Annotated in this window: 20 protein-coding genes; 13 read left to right on the forward strand and 7 right to left on the reverse strand. The window is 55.5% G+C overall.

Going from position 1 to position 22,688, the window contains the following annotated elements:
- Positions 1-67: 67 nt before the first annotated feature.
- From gyrA to dnaA, 5 genes are all read right to left on the reverse strand, one after another.
- Entirely contained in the window at positions 68-2,527 is a 2,460-nt protein-coding gene (gene gyrA, locus M7Q83_RS10465; RefSeq protein WP_298338299.1) for a DNA gyrase subunit A, read from the reverse strand.
- Between the two features lie 8 nt (positions 2,528-2,535).
- Positions 2,536-4,464: a DNA topoisomerase subunit B gene (locus M7Q83_RS10470; protein ID WP_298338301.1), complete on the reverse strand. Its 1,929-nt coding sequence runs from the start codon at positions 4,462-4,464 to the stop codon at positions 2,536-2,538.
- Positions 4,465-4,845: 381 nt separating this feature from the next.
- Positions 4,846-5,907 (reverse strand): DNA replication and repair protein RecF, encoded by a 1,062-nt coding sequence (gene recF / locus M7Q83_RS10475; protein WP_298338303.1) that lies wholly within the window; start codon positions 5,905-5,907, stop codon positions 4,846-4,848.
- A 3-nt stretch (positions 5,908-5,910) separates the two neighbouring features.
- Positions 5,911-7,017: a DNA polymerase III subunit beta gene (gene dnaN / locus M7Q83_RS10480; protein ID WP_298338305.1), complete on the reverse strand. Its 1,107-nt coding sequence runs from the start codon at positions 7,015-7,017 to the stop codon at positions 5,911-5,913.
- A gap of 221 nt (positions 7,018-7,238) precedes the next feature.
- Positions 7,239-8,639 carry a chromosomal replication initiator protein DnaA gene (gene dnaA / locus M7Q83_RS10485; RefSeq protein WP_298338307.1) on the reverse strand — a complete coding sequence of 467 codons (1,401 nt, stop codon included), beginning with the start codon at positions 8,637-8,639 and terminating at the stop codon, positions 7,239-7,241.
- 241 nt (positions 8,640-8,880) lie between these two features.
- On the opposite strand from dnaA, the gene rpmH reads away from it, so the two are divergent.
- The 9 genes from rpmH to M7Q83_RS10520 all read left to right on the forward strand — a co-directional run bounded on the left by rpmH (position 8,881) and on the right by M7Q83_RS10520 (position 15,022).
- Entirely contained in the window at positions 8,881-9,015 is a 135-nt protein-coding gene (gene rpmH / locus M7Q83_RS10490; protein WP_298338309.1) for a 50S ribosomal protein L34, read from the forward strand.
- A 3-nt stretch (positions 9,016-9,018) separates the two neighbouring features.
- Positions 9,019-9,393, forward strand: coding sequence for a ribonuclease P protein component (gene rnpA / locus M7Q83_RS14305; RefSeq protein WP_366526402.1), 375 nt, complete (start codon positions 9,019-9,021; stop codon positions 9,391-9,393).
- 25 nt (positions 9,394-9,418) lie between these two features.
- The gene (gene yidD, locus M7Q83_RS14310) at positions 9,419-9,667 is read left to right on the forward strand and encodes a membrane protein insertion efficiency factor YidD (RefSeq protein ID WP_366526403.1); all 249 of its coding nucleotides are present in this window, start codon (positions 9,419-9,421) and stop codon (positions 9,665-9,667) included.
- Complete coding sequence (locus M7Q83_RS10495; RefSeq protein ID WP_298338310.1) at positions 9,651-10,646, forward strand: YidC/Oxa1 family membrane protein insertase; 996 nt, start codon at positions 9,651-9,653, stop codon at positions 10,644-10,646. The genes yidD and M7Q83_RS10495 overlap by 17 nt, the downstream gene beginning before the upstream one ends.
- 66 nt (positions 10,647-10,712) lie before the next feature.
- Positions 10,713-11,612 (forward strand): RNA-binding cell elongation regulator Jag/EloR, encoded by a 900-nt coding sequence (gene jag, locus M7Q83_RS10500; protein ID WP_298338312.1) that lies wholly within the window; start codon positions 10,713-10,715, stop codon positions 11,610-11,612.
- Positions 11,581-12,195: an RsmG family class I SAM-dependent methyltransferase gene (locus tag M7Q83_RS10505; RefSeq protein ID WP_298338314.1), complete on the forward strand. Its 615-nt coding sequence runs from the start codon at positions 11,581-11,583 to the stop codon at positions 12,193-12,195. Before jag ends, M7Q83_RS10505 begins: the two co-directional genes overlap by 32 nt.
- Positions 12,196-12,729: 534 nt before the next feature.
- Complete coding sequence (locus M7Q83_RS10510; RefSeq protein ID WP_298338316.1) at positions 12,730-12,921, forward strand: hypothetical protein; 192 nt, start codon at positions 12,730-12,732, stop codon at positions 12,919-12,921.
- 432 nt (positions 12,922-13,353) lie between these two features.
- Positions 13,354-14,121, forward strand: a complete 768-nt coding sequence (locus tag M7Q83_RS10515; protein WP_298338318.1) for an AAA family ATPase — start codon at positions 13,354-13,356, stop codon at positions 14,119-14,121.
- Positions 14,114-15,022, forward strand: a complete 909-nt coding sequence (locus M7Q83_RS10520; RefSeq protein WP_298338320.1) for a ParB/RepB/Spo0J family partition protein — start codon at positions 14,114-14,116, stop codon at positions 15,020-15,022. Before M7Q83_RS10515 ends, M7Q83_RS10520 begins: the two co-directional genes overlap by 8 nt.
- Before the next feature lie 91 nt (positions 15,023-15,113).
- Here M7Q83_RS10520 and M7Q83_RS10525 read toward each other — a convergent pair whose 3' ends face one another.
- Positions 15,114-16,502 carry a CCA tRNA nucleotidyltransferase gene (locus tag M7Q83_RS10525; RefSeq protein WP_298338322.1) on the reverse strand — a complete coding sequence of 463 codons (1,389 nt, stop codon included), beginning with the start codon at positions 16,500-16,502 and terminating at the stop codon, positions 15,114-15,116.
- A 56-nt stretch (positions 16,503-16,558) separates the two neighbouring features.
- A complete protein-coding gene (locus tag M7Q83_RS10530) occupies positions 16,559-17,593 on the reverse strand; it encodes a histone deacetylase (RefSeq protein ID WP_298338324.1) in 1,035 nt (344 codons plus the stop codon).
- A gap of 120 nt (positions 17,594-17,713) precedes the next feature.
- Between M7Q83_RS10530 and M7Q83_RS10535 the strand changes: the two genes are divergently transcribed.
- The 4 genes from M7Q83_RS10535 to M7Q83_RS10550 are packed head-to-tail and all read left to right on the forward strand — an operon-like array spanning position 17,714 to position 22,677.
- Positions 17,714-18,433: a GNAT family N-acetyltransferase gene (locus M7Q83_RS10535; protein WP_298338326.1), complete on the forward strand. Its 720-nt coding sequence runs from the start codon at positions 17,714-17,716 to the stop codon at positions 18,431-18,433.
- Positions 18,414-20,243, forward strand: a complete 1,830-nt coding sequence (locus M7Q83_RS10540; RefSeq protein ID WP_298338329.1) for a DUF6049 family protein — start codon at positions 18,414-18,416, stop codon at positions 20,241-20,243. The genes M7Q83_RS10535 and M7Q83_RS10540 overlap by 20 nt, the downstream gene beginning before the upstream one ends.
- The gene (gene murJ, locus M7Q83_RS10545) at positions 20,240-21,841 is read left to right on the forward strand and encodes a murein biosynthesis integral membrane protein MurJ (RefSeq protein WP_298338331.1); all 1,602 of its coding nucleotides are present in this window, start codon (positions 20,240-20,242) and stop codon (positions 21,839-21,841) included. The genes M7Q83_RS10540 and murJ overlap by 4 nt, the downstream gene beginning before the upstream one ends.
- Positions 21,838-22,677, forward strand: a complete 840-nt coding sequence (locus M7Q83_RS10550) for a DegV family protein (RefSeq protein WP_298338333.1) — start codon at positions 21,838-21,840, stop codon at positions 22,675-22,677. The genes murJ and M7Q83_RS10550 overlap by 4 nt, the downstream gene beginning before the upstream one ends.
- The last annotated feature ends 11 nt before the right edge of the window (positions 22,678-22,688 follow it).

The raw sequence follows: 22,688 nt of genomic DNA on the forward strand, positions 1-22,688 counted from the left end.
CCTGGCTTACTACCCACACGTGCTCGCAGCTTGGCCAGGAACCCGGTGGTACGTTCAAGGTGCGAACCTAGGTCTCATCCTCTATCTCTGAATCCTGCACAACCCCTACCGAAGAGATCACCTCGGAGCCCTGGAGGGTCATTAACTTGACCCCGGTAGCGATTTTTCCTTGCGCGGAGATCGATTTCGCCCGTACTCGAATTGTCTGTCCATTAGAGCTCACGATAATCAGCTGTTCGTCCTTGGATACGAATTCCGCTGCGACGAGATGGCCCTTCTGGGCCGTCAGCTTCATCCCGTGGACACCAGCGCCACCACGCTTCTGTGCGGAGAAATAGTGAGGACTGATGCGTTTGCCATAGCCGTTGGAGGTGACCAGGACTACTTCACGATCGTCATCAATCATGTCTCCCCCGATCACCCGATCATTAGGTCGCATACGCATCGCTTTAACCCCAGCTGTCGCGCGTCCAGTCGATCTCACCTCTTCAATGGAGAAGCGGATCACCATCCCGTCCTTCGAGAAGATCATGGCCTCCTGTTCGGCGTGGGCCGTCATCACCTTGACGAGGCTATCGCTTTCACGTAGATCAATCGCTATCAATCCATCGCGTCGCGACCGAGCATACTCGGGCATGGGTGTCCGCTTAATCATCCCCTGTTCAGTGATGAACACAAGGTCGGTCATCTCCGGAAAATCCTTTGTTCCCATCACCGCGGCGATGGATTCCCCATCCTGGAGAGGGATCAGATTGACCATTGCTGTCCCACGAGCGCTGCGCTCAAGCCTTGGAAGCTCGTAGCCACGGAGCTGATAGACCTTACCTCTCGATGAAAAGATAAGAATCTTCGAGAGCATGGAGGAAGGAATGAGGTGGCTGATACCATCCTCCTCCTTCACCTTGGCACCAACCACTCCTCGGCCTCCGCGGTTTTGCGCACGAAACGAGGCCTCCGGCACCGCCTTGATGTACCCCGATCGAGAGATCATCACCACCAAGTTCTCATCTTCGATCAGGTCCTCTGCTGAGAATTCACCTGGGTCGATGACAAACTGCGATCGCCGCGGCTGCTCATAGGGTTGCGACGCTTCGACCAACTCCTCCTTGACGATCGTATCAAGACGCACCCGATCACCGAGGATGGCCTCTAAATCAGCGATCGACAGGTGGAGTTGTACCGACTCCTCCTCAAGTTCGGACCGGCCCAGGCGAGTCAATCGCCCGAGTGTCATATCGAGGATGTGGTTAGCCTGCAGCTCGGAGAAGTCGAATGGGCTCGCCATCAACACCTCACGAGCCTCTCGACGGTCCGCTGATCCTCGAATTGCTTGAATCACCGCATCGAGTTGATCGATGCAGCGTAACAATCCATCGACGATGTGGAGCCGCTCGCGTGCCTTTCGCAGTCGATACTCCGACCGGCGTGTCACTACTTCACGCTGATGATCGATGTACACCTGAATCGCTTGGAGCAGGTTGAGCGTTCGCGGGACACCATCGACGATGGCGAGCATATTGATCGCAAAACTCGATTGCAATGGGGTGAGCTTATAGAGATTATTGAGGACTACATTTGGGTTCGCATCGCGCTTGAGCTCAATCACAAAACGACTCTCTCGCCCGGAGGAGTAGTTCTGAACATCGGAGATACCATCGATCAGCTTGTCCTCGACGAGCTTCTTGATGCGCTCAGCGATCTGCTCGAAGGAGGTCTGGAATGGGATATCGGTTACGACAATCTGTGAACGATTCTTTACCTCCTCAATCTCTGCTACCGCTCGAAGGCGAACCGACCCTCTTCCTGTTCGATAGGCTGCCACAATACCCTCGCGTCCAAGTATCTGACCACCTGTAGGAAAGTCAGGTCCCGGCACGATGCTTAAAAGATCGTCAACCACCGCATCTGGATGGTCAATCACATAGATCACTGCCTGCACGACTTCGGCCAAGTTGTGCGACGGAATCTGTGTCGCCATTCCAACCGCGATCCCTTGCGACCCATTCACGAGGAGGTTGGGGAACCTCGCTGGAAGCACGGAGGGCTCAACGGATTGGGAGTCGTAGTTCGGTACGAAGTCAACCGTCTCCTCGTCGATGCTGGCTAGCATCTGGAGTGCGATCGGAGCTAATCGACATTCGGTATAGCGGGAAGCAGCGGGTCCTGTCGAGGGATCAGGGGCTCCAAAATTACCGTGTCCATCGATCAGTGGATGGAGTAACGAGAAGTCCTGTACCATACGAGCCAAGGCATCGTAGATCGCTGCGTCACCATGGGGGTGAAACTTACCCATCACATCGCCAACAACCTTGGCGCACTTGACGTGTGGTCGATCAGGTCGATAACCGTTATCAAACATGGAGTAGAGGATCCGTCGGTGAACCGGCTTCAGACCGTCACGGGCATCGGGCAACGCACGCGAAATGATGACCGACATGGAGTATTCAAGGAACGAACGCTCCATCTCCTCCTGTAACTCTACTAATTGAACTTGAGTGGATTCGAAACCCTCTGGATCCTCTGGCATACCGCTCCTTAAAAGTCTAGGAACCGAACATCGTCGGCGTTCTCTTGAATGAAACGGCGACGAAGCTCTACATCGTCACCCATCAACACTGAACACACTTCATCAGCGATACTGGCCTGTTCGACATTGATTTGGAGAAGGGAACGATGCTCCTTCGCCATCGTGGTGACGTTCAGCTCGTCGAAGTCCATCTCCCCGAGACCCTTCAACCGGAGGAAGGGTTGCTTATGATTGGGTCGGCCCGCAAGAAACTGTTGACGTTCCACTTCGTTCTTGATATAGGTCTTCTCATTGCCAATGAGCGTGGAGTACAGAGGAGGTTGGGCAGCATAGACCATTCCCTCCTCTACCAACGGTCGCATCTGCCGGAAGAAGAAGGTGAGGAGCAGTGTCCGGATATGAGAACCATCTGGATCAGCATCAGCAAGAATAATGATCTTGTGATATCTCGCCTTCTTGATGTCGAATTCTTCCCCTACCCCAGCACCGATCGCCGCGATCAGTGATTGAATCTCCTGATTTCCGAGCATCTTATCCAAACGCGCCCGTTCAACATTAAGGATCTTTCCGCGAATAGGAAGGATGGCTTGGGTTTTTGGATCTCGACCTTTGATAGCGGTGCCCCCCGCCGAGTTGCCTTCGACGATGAACAGCTCTGACTCCTTCGGGTCCTTCGAGGTGCAGTCGGTCAACTTGCCTGGTAAGCCAGCTCCTTCGAGTCCCGACTTGCGACGCGTGAGATCACGAGCCTGTCGAGCTGCCGCGCGTGCTCGTGCCGCCAAGATCGCCTTTTGGACCACCGCCCCAGCTTCTCGAGGATTCTCCTCGAACCACTCAGCCATCTTTTCATTCGTTACCTTTTCGACCAAAGATCGAATGGAAACATTTCCCAACTTGGTTTTCGTCTGGCCTTCAAACTGCGGGTTGGTGAGCCGCACTGAAACGATAGCGGTTACTCCCTCGCGAATATCCTCACCAGCGAGGTTGTCATCCTTCTCCTTGAGGAGGTTCTTTGCTCTTGCATACTTGTTGACCACTTGGGTAAGTGCCTTCTTGAGACCCTCGGTATGGGTCCCACCCTCCTCTGTGGAGATCCCATTGGCGTAGGAGTGAATCGCTTCGTAGTAACCAGTATTCCAGGAGAAGGCGACCTCCACCTCCTGTTCATCCTCGGAGGCTGCGTAGTAACCCACTTTCTTGAAGAGAGGGTCTTTAGGGGTATTGAGATGCGAGACGAAGTCGACAATGCCACCGTCGTATTTAAGCACCACATCGGCGGTATCCTTACCGACACGTTCATCCCTAAACCGAACCTCCACACCCTTGTTAAGGAAGGCGATGATCTGGAGCCGCTCGATGATCCGATGCGCCTGCAACTCCACCTCATCAAAGATAGAGACATCCGGCCAGAAGGTCACAGTCGTTCCTCGACGACCCCGCTTCGCTGGACCAATCTCCTTGAGTGGACCGGTTGGCTTCCCACCATCGACAAACTCCATCTCGAAGTGCTTGCCATCCCGATCGATCTCAAGCAGTAAACGTTGCGACAAAGCATTGACCACCGAAACGCCGACCCCATGGAGACCACCGCTCACTTTGTAACCGCCGGATCCGAACTTACCGCCTGCGTTCAACTGGGTAAGCGCTACCTCAGCGGCTGACTTCGATGGATCAGATGGATGAGCATCCGTTGGAATGCCACGACCATCATCGATCACACGACATCCTCCGTCAGCCAGGATTGTGACATCGATCTTTGTACACTGGCCCGCCATCGCTTCGTCGACCGAATTATCGACGACCTCCCAGACGAGGTGATGGAGCCCACTCGGTCCTGTCGAACCGATATACATTCCCGGACGCATCCGAACGTGCTCCAACCCTTCGAGGACGATGATGTCCTTCGCTGTGTAGTTAGAGCTATCCGTGTCGCTCACCCACTCACCTCACTTCTTCAACTTGCACGACTGTCTAGTCAAGAAAAATCGCTTGTAATCATTCTACTAGGTGAGGGGCGTCAAGGTGCCTTTTGAACAGCAACGATACGCACTTGTCCACCGAAACCATGGCCTTCTAGTTGTGTCGCCAACTGCGAGGATCGCAGTTTCACTAGTGGCACTATTTCCTTTGTTGTCGTGACTAGAATATCTCCTTTTCTTCCTAGGTCGATAGCGATACTCTGAGCTACATCGGCGCCGAATAAACCCTCAAGAATACTCTGAACCTCGACCAACTTAGCAGGATCGATGAGTTGTAAGTCGTCTACTACCGCTAGAAGAACGGCTCGAATCGAAGCAGGGTTCTTTGCCTGCCTGTGGTTAATGGGCGTGAGATACAACACTCCCTCCTTGTATGTCAAAGACGGTCCATCCATCAGCATCGGCCAACCTGTCAGTGGTTGTGGCGAACGTCTGATAGTGCCCAACCAGATCGAGCAACCTCGCTGATCTGTGCTGATCAAATTCGGCGAAGACGTCGTCGAGTATGAGAATTGGCGACTCACCAATCTCTCGCTCCAACAACTGCGCACTCCCTATCCGTAGCGCGATAGCAAGCGAGCGAATCTGACCCTGGGATGCCGTTGATTTCGCCTGGAGTCCGTTGAGTTCGATTGAGAAGTCGTCACGATGGAAACCAACACTTGTTGTTCCCTTTCGAAGATCTTCGGATCGAGCCTCTATGAGATCCTGGAGGGGTTCGTTCTTCCAACTCCTTACATAATGAAAATCTAGATCCTCGCTGGTACCCGAAATATTAGCATTAAAACCCGCTACCATCGTGCACAGAAAACCCAACATCCGTTCTCGCTCATCTGCGATGATTGTTGACGATTTTGCCAGTTCTTGATCGAAGAAATCGAGGCTTACCATGTCGGGTTGACTCGACCTAATAAGATTCTGTCGTTGCTTTAGGATTTTGTTCGCTCTTAATAATGTCCGTTGCATCGCTTGACTCGATCGCGCCAGAATGCTATCTAAATACTCTCGCCGTACTGTCGGGAGACCGACGACGAGATCGCGGTCCTCAGGTACGAAACTGACCACTGGAAACATCGCTCCAAGCTGAGCGATTCTCACCCGTTGATCATCGAGCAGAACGCGCTCGCGTTGTTGGGAACTGCCAACCATAATGACCTGATGGGGTAGGTGGTCTGCGACCTTCACTAGGGCACGCGTTCGCCAATACTCGCTACCTCGTTGGAGGAAGCTTTGATTATCGAAGGTGCGAAAGGAACGACCGTTGAGCGCTACCACTACCGCCTCAGCTACACTCGTCTTGCCTGCTCCGTTCGGCCCAACGAGTAAGTTCCTCTGGGCAAAGTTGAGTTCAGTGAAGGAGAGGTTACGAAAGTGCTCGATCGCTACACTCAGTACCTTCACGACTTACTTTTGTACGATAGGCATTAAGAGGTAAATGAATGATCGGGAATCGGAGTTGGTAATGCTAGCGGCGCGATTCGACTCGAGAAACTCGAAACGAACCACTTCCGACTCGACTCCGTCGATACCCTCTGCGAGAAGGTCTGGATCAAAACTGATGGTGAACTCCTCGTCTGAGAAGTTCACATCGATGACCTCATGAACCTGACCGATTTGAGGAATCTTCACACTCAGCTCGCACGAAGTTCCTGTGATGGTCATCCTGAGCATCGAAGAGTTGCGTGCCTCTTTCGCCATTCGACGTAAGGTTCGTAGCGCAGAGATAAGTTGTGACCGATCAGCGAGCATAACCCGCGAGTAGGAAACATCGACTAGTCGTCGATAGTCACGAAATGGTTCATCGATGAGGCGGGTAGCAAGTGTCGTTGCCCCAACTGAGAAAACCGCCTCTCGTGCACCGATCTTGACGTTGAGCAGTTGATCGGATGCCGAGCTCGAGAGGATGCGTTCAAGCTCGCGCACTGCTCTCGTGGGGATAACCACCTCGCCATTGTCAGAGTCACTCAACATATTGATGCCGGCGATATCCCGAAGTGCGAGTCGAATCCCATCTGTCGCTACTAATCGCAGACCCTCTGGTGATGAAGCAAACAACATGCCTGAATAGATCAGATCTCTGGTATCGTCACGACTGGCAGCGATCGCCACCTGTGAGATGCCGCTCGCCAACTCAGCGGAGGGTACGGTAACTCCCGCATGATCCTCAACTCCAAGAGGGGGAACTTCGAACTCATTGAGCAAGTTCAATGATACTTCAGCCCGACCCGAGCGGAAGGAGACGGTAGCGTCTTCCACGACAATCTCCACGCGATCACCCGGTAACGACTTCATGAGATCGACTGCGAGTGATGCCGGGGTAGTGAAACGGGTGTCGCCCCCATCAACTGGCACGGTTGCCCGAATCGAAAGATCGCTCTCACGCCCTTCGATCTCTAGTAGACCAGCTGCAACTGTCCAGCGCAGACCAGTTATCGACCCTCGAGAACTCAATGCTCTCGAGGCATTGGCGAGAGCCTCGGTGAGCGGCTCACGGTCGGAGATGAATTGCACAGGCCATCCTTTCTAGTTGATATAAAGGTAATAGTAGTAATAGGGGTTCTGGATTGTGGATGAAACTCAATTACCCCTGTTGAGAGGCGGTTTTGTTATACACAGGTTCTCGTGTGTCATCCACAGCAATGTGGAGAATCCTAGTGCGTCTCCCTTTATAGTGAAGTCCACCATGGTGGGATGTTGAAAACTTCTGGGTTGTGCACACGGCATCCACATAGTTATCCACGTTGTCGAGAGGGATCGCGAAGAAGTTTGAAAAGTTGATCCACCTGTTCAAAAGTCTCTATTGAGGTCTGCATCACACTCTGTACTTTTTGAACAGCATGGATGACGGTGGTGTGGTCGCGCCCTCCAAACTCTCTACCGATCTCGGGATAGCTCAACTCAGTGAGTTCGCGCATGATGTACATGGCGATCTGGCGAGCCATCGCAATAGGTCGCTTGCGTGACTGTCCGAGCAGTTCTGTGGGGGTGGTATTGAAAAAGGTCGCGGTAACGGTGATGATCTCTCGGGGGTCGCGTGGTTGCAGACGTTGTGAGCTGGTGATGAGATCGGAGAGGACGATTTGGGCGAGATCGAGGGTGACAGGGACCTGATTAAGGCTCGAGTACGCGGAGAGGCGAGTAAGAGCCCCCTCGAGTTCTCGAATGTTGTCGGTGATATTGGTGGCGATGAGCTCGATCACGGAGGGGTCGAGGCGGAATCCGGAGTCTTCAGCCTTACGTTGGAGAATTGCGGATCGCGTCTCAAGGTCAGGCGGTTGGACATCGGTGATGAGCCCCATCGCAAATCGACTGCGTAGACGCTCTTCGAGGGTGGCGATGGCTTTAGGTGATCGATCAGAGGTGAGGACGATCTGTTTTTGCGCGCCGTACAGGTAGTTGAAGGTGTGGAAGAACTCCTCCTGAATAGCCTCTTTGTTCTGAAGGAACTGGATGTCATCGACAAGGAGTACGTCACATTCGCGATAGCGCGCCTTGAAGTCAGAGGTTTTGTTACGTTGAATGGCATCGACGAACTCATTAAGGAAGGTCTCCGTGGAGACATATTTCACATACTTATCACGGTAGTTGTGTCGAAGGTAGTTACCAATAGCATGAAGAAGGTGTGTCTTGCCCAGTCCAGCACCACCATGAATAAAAAGTGGGTTGTAGGAGGCAGCCGGTGTCTCGGCTACCGCAAGGGATGCGGCATGGGCGAATCGGTTGGAGGATCCGATCACAAAAGCTTCAAAGGTGTAACGGGGGTCAAAAGCGCTCGAGAGGCGAGCCTTAGCGTTTGATTGTCGTACGGGAGCTCGGTTCTGTCCAAAGAGATCCTCCTCAACGATACCGGGGTCTGTGCGGTCAGCGCGATACGCGAGATTCTCGTTTGCTCGAACCTGGATCTTCACCGGAACGTGATGGCCGATCGCCTCTGAGAAGAGGGTTCCGAGGACTTCGCGATACTTGGTCTCAAGCCGCTCCTTGGCCAACGGTGAAGGAGTCGCTAGCACGACCTCCTCAGTCGTGATCATCACTGGCGTGATGGAGATGAACCACGTCTTCCACGCCGCCTCACCGACGTGGTCACGGAAGCGTTCTGAGATGCTGTTCCATAGATCCTCATGCTCTGGCAAGAGGCCCTCCTCTCTTATCCACAGAGTTGTCAACCTGTGGATATGAACCTGTGGAAAACTGTTGCTGTCCAGAGTAACGCACCATCATAGATGAGTTTTGCAGGGCTGTTGAGCACTTCGCGGTATTTCATTGCTCACGATAGCCAGTAAGAAGCCTCTATCACCACTGTGTTGGGTGAGAGCAGCTATGCTGTACGGGTTGAGTACCCGTCCGGAGTAGGACGGCGGTAAGGGAGTTAGTGTGAAGAGGACATTTCAGCCGAATAATCGTCGGCGATCACGAAAGCATGGTTTCCGTCACCGAATGGCGACGAGAGCTGGTCGAGCCATCATCAAGGCCCGTCGTGTTAAGGGAAGAGCGCGTCTCTCCGCATAGTGGGTGGTTGAACTCGAGTCATTGCGGACCCGCGCAGAGTTCGATAGCGTCTTTGCCCAGGGCAAGAGGTGGCGCGGTCGTTATATCAATGTGGTCTTCCTTGTCGACACTTGCATCGACACTGACCGAAATGTCCTAGGAACTCCTCGGCTGGGTATAGCGGTGGCGCGTCGCTTTGGCAATGCGGTGGAACGGAATCGGTTCCGTCGCAGGGTTCGAGAGGTGCTGAGGACGTTAGATTTTCCAGCGGGAAGCTACTTCGTCAGTCCGCGCTTGCCCTGTGATGCTGTGTCGTTTGCAGGTTTGAGAGACGACTTCACTAGGCTGTGTGTCGAAGGACTCGGCTGCCGTACGAAGAAGGTGACGCATGAGCGCTAAGAAGCTCTCACCCCTACAGGTCCTCATGGTGAAGGTAATCGATGGGTATCAGTTTGTTCGACGTGGTCGTCCATCCCCTTGCCGCTACCTACCAAGTTGTTCCGAGTATACCAAAGAAGCGATCCAAGAATATGGCGGTCTACGAGGGGTGTGGCTCGGTGTTCGCAGAGTCGCTCGATGTAATCCGTTTGGGTCAAGTGGCTATGACCCTGTTCCTCCAAAGACGCATGGCGCAAAACATGGGAGAAAGTTGAATCATGAACATACTCGGTGATATTCTACGCCCGATCTTTGACCTGCTCGCAGGCATTATCACATTCTGGTATGCACTGATACCGAGCTATGGCATCGCGATATCACTCCTAACGATCACGGTTATGGTGGCCATCTCGCCGTTGACCATCAAGAGTACGAAATCGATGCTACAGATGCAAGCGATTCAGCCAAAAATCAAAGAGCTACAGAAGCAGTTCAAGGGTGATCGCCAAGGTCTGGCCGAGGCCCAGCAAGCTCTTTTTAAGGAAAACAAAGTCTCCCCTGCCGGTGGCTGTTTGCCGATGTTGCTCCAGTTCCCGTTGCTGATCGTGATGTATGATGTCATCAGAGGCCTGACCAACACCGTCAAGACCGCTCATGGGATCGTCGCCTCGCCGAAGTACATTATTCATTCCAGCTTGCTTTACAAACACTTGGTGATTAACCATGGCGTGATGAAGTTCTTGGGACTGAACCTTACGCTGACGGCGTTGCATCTGCATCTGGGGTTTCTCGACTCCTTGCCGTATTATCTCTTGGTCATTATCTCTGTCGGTCTGCAGTACCTGCAGATAAAACAGATTACCGGCAAGAACCCCGCCGCCGCAGCAGCGAATCCGATGGCATCGAAGACCCAGCAAATATCGACATTGGTGTTTGGATTTATCTACCTAGACATCCCAGCCGGTGTTGTTGTGTACTTCCTCGTCTCTGGTATTTTCCGCGTCGTGCAGCAAGAGTTGATGTGGCGACACGATCCCACCCTCCGAGCGCATTCAGTGGAGGCCCGCAGGAAGGCATCCGAGGGAAAGCAAAATCAAGTGATCGAAGCGAGGGAGGTCGTTCGCAGACCGTCGCCGCAACGCAACATTCTGCGGAGATTACTGCCTGGAGCTACCCCGGCGCTATCAACGGATAGCAACGCGAGCCCAATCGATCCACCAAAGCCGCGAGCGCCTCGGGATAATCGTTCCAATAAGAAGAAAAAGCGTCGCTAGTCTATCTTCTAGCTGATGGGGCTGTGATGGCCAAAAAAATAGAGAGACAAGGAGCTAACTGCTGCAATGGAGTGGATTGAAACCACTGGTAAGGATCTCGATGAGGCGAAGGAACTCGCCCTCGAGCACTTAGGTGTCGAGGAGAGTGAAATAGAGTTTGAGGTCCTGGATGAAGGACGCTCTAGTTTTCTAGGGTTTGGCAGGAAGTCAGCGCGTATTCGAGCCCGACTCCGCCCGTCGTTCCCCAATCCAAAACGTGAGCGCAAGCCGAGGAAACCAAGGCAACAAAGTGCAGGTACCGCCTCGTCACCATCGCCTGTATCAAACAGCGAGGCTTCGAGCGATAGAATCGAAAAGCCCAGGGCTGAGAGGCCACGAACCGAGAGACCAAAGGAGTCAAAGAAAGTGGAGTCAGAGGAGAATGCCGCACCGCGAGCTGAGCGTGAGGAAGTCAGTCGGGTCGAACTCGCCAACGCAGCTCAGGAATTTCTTGCCGGGCTCATGCATGAGTTCGGGCTTTCCGGTGAGGTGACGGTAACGCATCTCGATGAAGAGTCCATGGAGCTTGAGATCAATGGGGAAGGGCTCGGTTCGCTTGTTGGCCCACGAGGCAGTGTATTGACCGCTGTGCAAGAGGTGACGCGGTCGGTGGTACAGACACGGGCTGGCGAGGGTGCTGGCCGTGTCGGCGTGGATATCGCTGGTTATCGCCAGAAACGGCGCGAGGCTCTCGAAAAGTTTGCACGAGATCAGGCTGCGAAAGTTCGTGAGACCGGTGAAGAGTTGGTCTTTGAAGAGATGTCCGCACCGGATCGCAAGATTATTCATGACACGGTTGCGGAAATCGCGGAGGTCGCTACCCGTTCTGAGGGTGACGAGCCGCATCGCTACGTCGTGATGTATCGCGAGGGGTCAACGAGTCAGGAATCTGATGATGATGGAGCGACTGCAAGAGTCGATTCGTAAGGCCCAGGCCTGGGGTTTTGTTGGTGGAGATATCGATCTCCACCTCGACCACTCCCACGCTTTTGCCGAAGTGCTTCAGAGCTTGGGGTTTGCGCAAGAGTCAGGAGTTGATCTTGGTAGCGGCGGTGGACTACCGAGTCTGATCCTGCTCTCCGAGCTTCCATCCATCAATTTGACGCTGGTAGAAGTGATGATCAAGAGAGCGAGCTTTCTAGAGGCTGCCATCGATGAAGCGGGCCTCGCAGCACGGGCCCGCGTCATCGTACGACGGGCGGAGGAGCTGGCGCACGATTCCGAGCATCGCGAGCGGTATTCATTCGTGACCGCGCGCAGTTTTGCCAGCCCAGCGATTACCGCTGAAGTCGCTGCTGGTTTCTTGAGGCCTGGTGGTAAGGTTATCGTCTCTGAACCACCGGAATCAACGGGCGGGCGATGGCCATCAGACGGGCTTGGTCTCCTAGGGTTGAGCCTATCCCAGGTCTATCAGGGCCGTTATAGTTTTGCGGTACTCTCCAAAAGCCAAGCGTGCGATCGCCGTTATCCGCGACGAGCGGGTAAGGCCTGGAAGCAGCCGTTGTTTTAATGCTGATGCGGAGAGAGGTTTCACTCCCCTACTGCCCCACCCTGAGAGATCGCTAGTACCTGCATCTCGGGTTGTTTGTCTCTGTCGGTCGCAGATGCTTCGCGGTTGAGAGCGCATGGATATTCGCAGTTGTGCTGCCTGGTCGTCCCTCAGGTCAGCCAGGCACCAAGGGGACTGAGCTGGGCGTGTGGTAGATGGTACTGGTGGATGACGAGGTTGGTCCTCGTTGATCCCTAGTGCTCTGCCTGCTCCACCTGCTCTGCCAGTCGGGAGCTGCATTCGCCTCCTCGGCAAGACTACTATCCTCGCAGACAGGCCGTCAACGCGTTCGCGCTAAGGGAGGATATCTTGGGATGCGCAGCGGGAGCATGCCCAAAGGTGATGTGCAGGCGCGCTTTCGATTGAGGGGCGTGCTTGCAAAGGCGGGTGTGGGACCCTTGTCTGGTGCGGCCGCGCGGTTCCACCATGCAAGTTTTGTGCCTTGCAGATGGTGGGTTCGATGTGAACGCTCTCGTGATCGGAGGGGTATGAGCTATGAGCAGCATTGGGACTGTTCCAGAGGATGGCGGCGGGTTGCTTGTCGGTGATGGCGCAACTGCTCTGGACAATGACGACATAGGGAATTCGGATTCGCTCATACGCCGCCACGATGGTGGGTCGGGAGTCAGAATTGGTCGTAACGGCTCTACCGCAGAGAGGGTTCTCGGTGCACACCTCCTGCAGTAATGGCAGCGCACCCCCTGCTGTGGGTGCCTGGAGGGTCGAGTTCTCATCTGGGTGCGCAATGAGGCGATGGGGTCGCTGTCGAGGTAGATAGATAATTACGCATGGGGTAAACGGGAGTGGCATTAGCCGAAGACACCAGAAGCGTGAGGTTGATCGCGTCGTGATGGAAACTCCGAGACGACAGGCGTGATCCACGCGTGGGGAGGTTCAGTAATAGTGATAAAGGTATTGCCACCAAACCAGGGAGTGTATCCAGTCCTATGTTTCTAGAGAGGGGTCGTCGAGTACTCGAGGTGCTAGGGTAGGTCAAAGGATTCTTTTTGGTCGGTTCCACGTGGAACAGGTAGGGGAGGCACGCTTGGCGAAAGTTAGTGGTGGGTTTCACGTGAAACGAACCGGACGGCGTGGTGATAGAGTGAGGGAGATTGCATCGTGAGCGAGGGAGCAAGAGTCATTGCGCTGGCGAACCAAAAGGGAGGGGTCGGCAAGACGACGACAGCGGTGAATCTCTCAGCTGCGCTCGCAGAGCTTGGCCATCGGGTGCTCGTTCTCGACCTCGATCCACAAGGTAACGCGACCACTGGATTGGGCGTCAGCCCCAGGGAGCTCGAATACTCTGTCTACGATGTGCTGATGAAGGACGAGCCGATGGAGAATGTGGTAGAGGCCACGATGGTGGCAAATCTCTTCCTTTGCCCGGCCACCATCGATCTAGCCGGCGCGGAGATAGAGCTGGTATCAGCGTTCTCTCGCGAGCTGCGGCTTCGTCGGGCACTCGATGCGGTACGTGAAGACTTTGATTATGTAGTGATTGACTGTCCCCCATCGTTGGGCTTGCTCACCATCAATGCGCTGTCAGCGGCAGATACAGTGATGGTCCCCATTCAGTGTGAATACTACGCACTCGAGGGGCTTTCGCAACTCTTTCGCAACGTGGGATTGATCCAGGCCTCACTCAATCCTTCCCTCACGATTGATTATGTGGTAATGACGATGTACGATGCGCGCACGAATCTCGCTGAACAAGTGGTACGAGAGGTGCGCGAATACTGTGGTGATAAGGTCTGTAGCACGATCATTCCACGGACTGTTCGTCTCTCTGAGGCGCCATCCTTTGGTAAGCCGATCACGGTATTCGATCCTGGTTCTCGAGGGGCTATCGCCTACCGACATCTAGCGAAGGAAGTAACCAATGGCTAGGCAGTCAGGGTTGGGTAAAGGGCTTGGAGCGCTGATTCCGGTACCAAGCGACCGATTTGCCGAGGGATTGCAAGAGATTCCTATCGGAATGGTTCGCCCCAATCGTTTTCAGCCGCGCAAAGTATTCTCAGATGAGGGGTTGGCGGCACTTGCGCTCTCGATTGCGGAGTTAGGAGTGCTGCAACCGATTCTTGTGCGAAGGCACGACGATGGGTTTGAATTGGTAGCGGGAGAGCGCCGCTGGCAGGCAGCCCAACGGGCGGGGTTGACGACGATTCCTGCGGTGATCCAGGATCGGGATGATCTTTCGTCGCTCCAAGCGGCGGTGGTGGAGAATTTACATCGTGAGGATCTGAACGCCCTGGAGGAGGCTGCTGCATATCGACAGTTGATCGATGACTTCGGTCTCACCCATGAGGTAGTTGCCCAGCGTGTGGGTAAGAGTAGGTCTGCGGTCTCGAACGCCCTGCGTCTTTTGCAACTCCCAGCTAGTGTACAACGCCGTCTGGTCGACGGTTCCCTTTCGGCAGGCCATGCGCGGGCACTGCTCGGTTCGCCAGATCGCAAGCTCCAGGAGCAGTTGGCAGATACCATTGTCGATGGTGCGCTTAGTGTTCGGGAAGCTGAGGAGCTTGTCCGACGCAGCACTGGCGAAGATCAGCCAGCTACGAGACCTAGCGTCGTCCAAGGGACCTCTCGCACGGATGGAGGTAAGCCAGCGGCCAGTGTTCGCCCTGCGGTGGTGGTAGAGGTAGAACGATTGCTTTCTGAGACGTTATTGACTTCGGTGGTGATTGAAGCCAAGAAGGCGGGCTCAGGGGTGGTGAAGATCGAGTTTGCTGATTTGGCCGATCTGCACCGGATTGCTTCCGCGATCGTGGACCCTGGGTTTGAGTCTTAATTGAGGGTTTGATCGAGGTTCAAGATGAGGGTTGTACACAGCTGTGCATAAGGTTGTGGATGAAGCACCCTTTGTCTGTGTGTAACCTGAGTTAGGCGTCGTGAGACTGGCGCTGCCACCAGATGAGGAGACGCTCGATGGCTTGGTCTCGCGGAAGTGGACCCTCTTCAAGTTCGGTCTCGAGGAGAAAAGCGATGGCCTTTCCGACGGTCGGTGATGGTGGGATCTGGAGCAACTCCATGATGGCTAGTCCATCCAATGGGGGGCGCAACGAGGCGAGGGCCTCGGATTCCTGAAGCTGCACCACCCGTTGTTTGAACTCCTCCATCCGCCTCGTCATCGCTTGCAGCTTGTGTTGATTGCGAGTCGTAGCGTCACAGACGGTCAGCTCGTTGAGGTCGTCGTAGAGTTCGCCGGCATCGCGGATGTAGCGGCGAACGGCGGAGTCGGTCCAGCCATTCTCATAACCATGGAAACGAAGGTGGAGGGCGACCAGTTTCGCCACCTCCTGGGTGAGTTCTTTTGGGTAGCGGAGTTCTGTCATGATGGCGGTCGCCATTCTCGCACCGACGACGTCGTGAAAATGGAAGGTGACACCATCGGGGCCTATCTCCCGTGTCTTGGGTTTGGCGATGTCATGGAGGAGAGCTGCCAGGCGCAGGCGGAGCCGAGGTGAGCATTTTTGTACCACGGCGATGGTGTGGGCAAGAACGTCTTTATGGTGATGGACTGGGTCCTGCTCGAGGCGAAGGTTGGCGAGCGCCGGCAAAAAGTTGCTGGCAAGCGGAGTGTTGACGAGGAATTGAAGACCGGGCGTGGGGTTGGGTATCGTCAGTAGGCGATTGAGTTCATCGCGGATTCTCTCACGTGAAAGAATGTCGAGACGAGGCGCGAGCTGTTCGATGGTCGCGATGAGCTCTGATTCCGGCACAAGATCGAAGCGTGCGATGAATCGAGCGGCTCGGAGCATGCGGAGTGGGTCCTCGCTAAAAGAGGTGGTGGGGGATACCGGTGTACGCAAACGGTGGGCAAGGAGGTCTTCAAGACCATGGTAGGGGTCGATCAAGCGTGGTTCTTGCGCAGTTAGTTCGAGAGCCATCGCGTTGATGGTGAAGTCTCTACGCGCTAGGTCGTCTTGGAGTGAGGTCGAAAATGTCACCTGGGGTTTGCGACTCGTGTCGACGTAGGCTTCGGCTCGGTGGGTCGTGATCTCTAACCGTAAATCCTGCAGCGAACAGGCTATTGTCCCGAAGCGCTCGCCGGCTCGATTGACTGAGTGTACCAACCCCGCCAGGGCCGAACGTATCTCGTCGGGTTCAGCGTCCGTGGTAAGGTCGACATCGGTGAAGTCATCGACGGTGCCAAGAAGTAAGTCACGGATGATGCCGCCGACGAGGTAGAGCCGAAAGCCACGCTCCGTAAATCGTGCTGCAATGGGTTCAAGTGTGTGAATAACAGGTTCGAAGCGGTTAGGGATCACTCAGCGGACATTCCTATCGTGGGTCTATGGGTTCGTCTGATCGGAGGGATGGCGCATCAACGCGGTAGCACGTCGTGGCCACGGGCCAGGAGCGTTTCTTGACGCATCCTCGCCAGGGTTGAGATGAGGTCGTTCTCAACGATTCCCGTCGGGTCGGCTGGATCAGGGCGTCTGGAGACACCAAGTAACGCCTCTATGGATGCCCCCGTTGATTCTGCCAAGGCAGCGAGATCGTACCCACCCTCGAGAAAAGCCACCGTTTTCCCATGCGGCACGAATTGGAGTGCCCACTGAGTCAGATGGTAGTAGTCGTTCGCTCCGTAACCGAGATCGGTGAGCGGATCGTCACGGTGGCCATCGAAACCTGCTGAGATCAACAGCCAGGTTGGAGCAAATGTAGTGATCACCGGCGCAGCGATCGTGTCGAGGGCAGCAAGAGCCGTCGCTCCGGTAGTGCGCGGTGGTAACGGGATATTGATGGTAGTCCCGATCGCTGCGCCCTCTCCGACCTCGAATACCTTGCCGGTACCAGGGTACAGAGGGTACTGGTGGATCGATACATAGAGGACAGAGGGCTGCGAGTAAAAAATGTCTTGTGTACCATTCCCATGATGGGCATCGATATCCACGATGAGTACCTTTTCGCCCTGGTCAACGAGTTGCTGTGCCGCTATGGCGATGTTGTTAAAGAGGCAGAATCCCATCGATGTATCAGTGGTTGCATGATGTCCTGGAGGCCGCACCGCGACAAAAGCTGCGTCACCCTCTCCTCGCTGGAGACGCGTGATAGCGTCGAGACCAGCACCAGCGGCGAGAAGGGCGATATCGTAGGATTGATAACCCACTTGCGTATCGGCATCGATGGGTCCGCCGCCCATGAGGCAGAGCTGGCGAATCTCGGCGACATGGGTGCTGTCGTGCACCCGAGTAACCGAGGCGGCACTTGCTGGGGTGGGTTTGAAGGTGACGATGGCATCTCGAAAACGATCAAGCACCGAAGCGATGACCTCGAGTCGGCTTGCCGACTCTGGATGGAACAGACCGGTATCGTGTTCTAGGTATTCGGGATGTGTTCCGAACAGTACGGTCATCATCCCATGATACCGGGTTGGTCCAGCGAGTTTGCAGGCAGGGCTACGTCGGCAACTAAGGTTTGGATGAGTGATCCTTCGCCGATGGAGGGCAACTGAAGAAAGGACCGTTGACGCTAGTTGGCTGCGCTGAGAAGTGTCGGTGGTATCCAAGTTCGATATTCGCCGTGGTATGGGAATTTACAGGCGGTGCTTGTGGCGGCGCCCACACAGGTGTGGATGCGCGATCCGGAGATCCTGATGCGCGCGATAGCCGTGGGTCGACAGATGGGTTACTCTCATTTTTTGGTGCAGGCGACAGGAGCCACGCAGAAACAAGTCTTGCTCAACGCTGGATTCCGGGAGTTGGATCGACTGCACGTGCTCTTTCGAAGATGTGCGCTTGCGCTCCCTAAGGTGCCGGATTCTGCCAGTATTGGCAGGCTTCATCGAGCCAGTCCACTCCACATTGAGGAGGTGATTCGGGTTGACAACGCTTGCTTTGAGCCGTTTTGGGCAATGAATCAGCTCGCACTCTCTGAGGCGGTAGCCGCAACACCAAGAAGTCGGTTTAGGGTGATGACAGTAGGCGACTCCGATGTTCTCGCGGGCTACGCTATCTTTGGCTTAGGTGGTGGAGAAGGTTACCTGCAGAGGATCGCCGTTGATCCTCAATGGCAGGGCCGCGGCTTTGCTACTCGACTTATCGTCGACGGACTACGGTGGGCCAAGAGGTGGAGAACACGGCGAGTTGGAGTCAATACACAACAACGTAACGAGAACGCCCTCAGACTCTACCTCAAGCTCGGTTTTGAGCAACAGGCGGAGGGTATCTCGATTTTTGAGCCTGCTTCTCCGTAGCAGCTTCGTCTTCATCCTGATTTTGTTGAGTTTTCTGCCGCGAAGCGGATCGGACCTAACGGCCGTGAGAGCGAAGGTAACCCTGACCCAGGATGTCGGTGTCCTGGTGAACCCGCAACCACTCTCGCTGCACTTCACCTGGACTGGTCCCTCCTCGAATGTGGAGGCGTTTGTTGTCGTCTACCCGAGCACATCCTCACGTTCTCAGCTGCGCCAGACCCTCAAACTCGGTCCGGCTGGCTCGCCGCTGGCCCTGTCAAGGCCTCGCGCGCTCTCGTCGTTGGGCTCGTCGGGCGACTATGACTTGACGTCGCGGATCTTTGCCGACCTCTCCTGTGGCACGAACTGTGCAGGGGTCTATCCGGTTGAACTTCGCCTCGCCAACAGCCAAACAGGAGTCACCCTCGATCAGCTGATTTTGGGGATCCCGTTCCTTCCGTCAAGCACCGCGATCACGACACCACTTGGAGTTGCGCCAGTCCTCCATATGGAGCTGCCGACAACCTCAAAGCGTGTTGATGCGGCCCTCTCGCGTCTGTCGAGTTCGCCAGCCGCTGCATCGATCTCATTGGGTGGTGCAGTCGGCACTTCCATCGCGCTCCAGAAGAAATATGCCAGCTTGATTGGTCCGCCTGACCTGCACCAGCGTATTGTTTCACCGTACGCTGCTGCGGCTACAAGCTGCTCTCGTTCGGCGTTCTCCTCGTTTATCGGTCTAGGTGCACGGCTTCGACTCTCTGGTCAAATCAACGGGACGGGATCCAAGACGGCGGTCCTGTATCAATACCCTACCCGTCATGCCCTTAATGTCCTGGGCCAACAACAGATCGATTCGGTGGTCGTTCCCGATGGGGTATTGAGCCAACTCGCCTCGGTGCTCTCGGTGTCAGACCCAGCCCACATCCACACCGATGGGCTTACGATCTTGGGTGCGAGTGGACAGCTCGGTAACGAATTTGCCAACGCGGGCACACCGTTGGGATATCAACGGCTGGTGGCAGATCTCGCCCAGTTCTATTTTCAAGCACCGGCCCAGAGTGGAAGGGTGGCGGTGATGGAGGTGAACCTCACGACACCTGGGCAGATCGAGGACATCACCACCATACTTGACCATCTTGGGGCAAGCCCGTTACTCAAAACCATGACGATCGAAACCGCAGCCTCCCTGCCAAGCAGTCAGATCTCGCTTGCAAATCTTTCGCTAGCTCCCACACCAAAGCACTGCAGCGCGCTCGCCAAAGCACAGCGTCGGCGATTGGCTCGGTTAAGCGCCATTGCGTCAGCTGATAGCGGAACGCGAGATGGCTTAGTGGGGATCATCAGCTTGGCTCAGCTCGCCACCTCAAGCGACTCGCATGTGGCCACACAGGCATTGCCCGTGCTTGGGAAACAAGAGCAGGGGCTGCTCGACGATGTGCAGTTGGTTGGTTCCAAAACCATCACACTTACCTCGCATAGTGTGTCGGTGCCGCTCACCCTCTCCTCGAAGTTACCATTTCCTATCCGTGTTCAGCTCTCGATCCGGTCGTCGGAGATCTCGTTCCCCAAGGGGTCGAAGCGTAACGTGGACCTAACGAAGGGGACGGCCACAGTGGGTCTGCCGGTCGTGGTGAAAGCGCTAGGAACCTTTGCGGTGACCGCGGTGGTATCGGCTCCCAACGGACAGGTGCTTATCACCGACGTCCTTACGGTCCACTCCACTGGATTCTCCACGGTCGGTATCGTGTTGACGATTGGAGCTGCTCTGGTCTTACTCTCATGGTGGGTACGCACCGCTCGTCGACACCACAAGAAGACGAGCACCGAGTGATCGCACAACTCAAGCGTCTTCTCTTTGGGACGCGGGAATCGGCTAGTCAAAATGCGGCCTTGCTGGCGGCGGGAACACTGACCTCTCGCCTGACCGGATTGGTACGTCTTATCGTGCTCGCCGTCGTGCTCGGCGTCCGTCCGCTTGCTGATGCCTATAACCTTGGCAACAATACCCCAAATATGCTCTATGACCTCCTCTTAGGAGGTGTCATTTCGGCGACTCTGTTGCCGGTGCTCTCGGCGCGTTTTAGCGTGGCGGGGCGTCGGTTGGGCACCAAGTCCCAAGCTACGATCTTGACTCTTGGGATCGTCGGCCTATTGGTGGCGACGATGATTTTCGAACTATTGGCACCGGCGATCATTGGGCTCTATACGATCGCGAACCATCACGCCTATGCACTAGCGCAACGGGAATTAGCCACGGAGTTGCTACGCCTGTTTGCGCCGCAGCTCTTTTTTTATGGTGCCATCTCGCTGTTCACTGCCGTCTTAAACCTCCGAGGCAACTTTGCCTCAGCGGCATTCGCTCCGATCGCGAACAACATCGTCTCGGTTGCCTCACTCGTGACCTTCGCCGCACTCTATCCGGGTGCAAATCTTAGCATTGTGTTAGCCCACCCGGATGCCGTGCTCATTTTGGGTCTCGGTTCGACCGCGGGTGTAGCGGCGCAGATGCTCGTTCTGCTACCGGTCATGTTGCGGCTGGGCATCGAGTTCCGCCCATCCTTTGCGCTTCGTGATCCGGCGGTTCGTGAGATGTTTTCCCTTTCATCGTGGACCATTGGTTTTGTGATCGCCAACCAGATCGCCGTCTTTGTGGTCCAGGCCATCGCTGATCCTCGACCCGGGTTTATCAGCGCGTACAACTACGCCTATCTGTTTTTCCAATTGCCCTATGCGATCGTCTCGCTCTCGATTATGACGGCGCTCCAACCCCGGCTGGCTCGACTGTGGGCCACGAGTGACCGGCAGGGCTTCGCCGCCAACCTCACCCGCGCGCTTCGGGCGAGTGTGGCGATAACACTGCCGCTTGCGGCCATCATGTTAGTTGGCGCCCCGGTGGGACTCGATCTGGTGCTTCGCTATGGAGCGGTTGGCATGGCTGGAGTAAACCTGACCGCCGCGGCACTACAGGGATTCGCGGTGGGCTTGCCAGGATTCGCTCTCTTCCTCTCGATTGTGCAGGGTCTTCAGGCGACTCGCAATGCCCGAGTCGTTTTTGTCCTCTACCTCGTCGAGAATGGGCTCAACATTGTGCTTGCCTTTGCGTTGGTCAACCGATATGGAATCGTCGGATTGACCACTTCCTTGTCCATCGCCTACACGGTGGCGGCGTTGCTGGGTCTCTTCGTGTTGATGAGGATGCACGCGCTTCGTGCGCCCGGGGAGGTCGTACGGGTGTGGTTGCGGCTCGCGATGATTGGTGCCGTCGCGGCACTGGTGTTGTGGAGAACCCTACCTTCGATCGCTGCCCCAAGGAGTGTTGGTTTCTTCCTTCAGACCTTGGGAGCACTACTGATCTGTGCAGGTGTTTTCGTGGTTCTCAATGCGCTCGCAACTAGACTGGGCCGCCAAGGAAGGGAGATCCATCGATGAGTGTCGCGGTAGTGGTCGATTCGGCGTCCGACCTGCCGAACGAATTGGCTGATGCCCTAGGGATCCGTCGTGTACCTTTGACGATTAGTCTTGATGGGGTCGACTATAAGGACGGAACCGAGCTCTCGCGGGAACGGTTTTGGGAACTCGCTCAGCGTGCGAGCGATCTACCAAAGACAGCAGCCCCGTCGCCAGGAGAGTTTGATGCCGCCTTCAGTAGCGAACTCGACGCCGGTGCGAACCACGTCATTTGCCTCACTATGACCAAGGATCTGTCGGCGACCTATCAAGCGGCACTGGCTGCAGCGAGCGCCTACTCGGGCCGCGTCTCAGTTTTTGACACCCGCAGCTTAACGGTTGGTGAAGGGTTGGTGGCGGTGAGTGCGGCAACCGCCGCGCAGGCTGGGGCGGATACAGAGGAGTGCCAGCGGATCGTAAGCGCGACGATCGAGCGAGTGGTGACCTTCGGTATGCTCGATACCCTCGAGAACCTTCGTCGGGGAGGAAGAATCGGTGCGGCGAGTGCCCTATTGGGTACCGTCATGTCCTTCAAACCGCTTATTGAGGTGCGTGATGGTGCCATCGAGGCGGCGGGGCGGGTGCGCACTCGTAAGAGCGCCATCACTTCGCTGTTGGAGAAGTTTGCTGGTGGTGGACCCTATGAGCGGGTCGGTCTCGTCCACGCGATGGCGAACGACCTCGATGCTGTACTAGCGCGTGTACGTGAGGTGACCGGTGTGGATGAGGTGGTGATCTCGGTCATGGGCGCTACCATTGGGACCCACGCTGGCCCAGGTGCCCTTGGTATCTCGGTGCTCAAGCATGAACCCAAGTAGGATGGTAGGGA

The sequence above is a fragment of the Ferrimicrobium sp. genome, assembly GCF_027364955.1.
Lineage (GTDB): Bacteria > Actinomycetota > Acidimicrobiia > Acidimicrobiales > Acidimicrobiaceae > Ferrimicrobium.